The organism is Streptomyces yangpuensis (assembly GCF_001005295.1).
Taxonomy (GTDB): domain Bacteria; phylum Actinomycetota; class Actinomycetes; order Streptomycetales; family Streptomycetaceae; genus Streptomyces; species Streptomyces yangpuensis.
Genome location: NZ_LBMK01000002.1, coordinates 2,017,565 through 2,018,230, shown reverse-complemented (window position 1 = coordinate 2,018,230; position 666 = coordinate 2,017,565).

The following is a 666-nucleotide window of genomic DNA, read 5'->3' as shown; positions in this document are numbered from 1 at the left end:
GGCCCCGCCACCCGCCACCCGCCACCCGCCACCCGCCACCCGCCACCCAACCCCAGACCGCACAAGCCGGAACACCCCGGAACAAAACCCCCGCCCAGTCCACACCCCACCGGACCCGAGAAGAAACCGCCCCACCGCCACGGGCAAGCCACCCACCCCGCCACACCCGGCACACTCCCCCACCACACCGAAAACCGACACAACACCCACAGACCCCACCCCACCCACAACCACCCAAACCCGACCCCACAAGAAACAGCCCCACCCCGCAGACCCGGACCGGACCGGGAAAGACAGACCCGACCGGGAGAGGCAGACCGGACCAGGGCCGGAATCAGGCGGGACCGGGCGGGACCGGGCGGGACCGGGCCAGGCAGGGCCGGAACCAGGCAGGGCCGGACCGGGAAGACCGGGCCGGGAAAGCCGGGAGAGGCGGACCGAGCCGGGACCAGGCAGGGCCGGGAAGACCGGGCCGGGGCCGGAACCAGGCGGGACCGGGCGGGACCGGGCCAGGCAGGGCCGGAACCAGGCAGGGCCGGGCCGGGAAAGCCGGGAGAGGCGGACCGAGCCGGGACCAGGCAGGGCCGGGCCGGGAAAGCCGGGAGAGGCGGACCGGGCCGGGACCAGGCAGGGCCGGGAAGACCGGGCCGGGGCCGGAACCAGGCA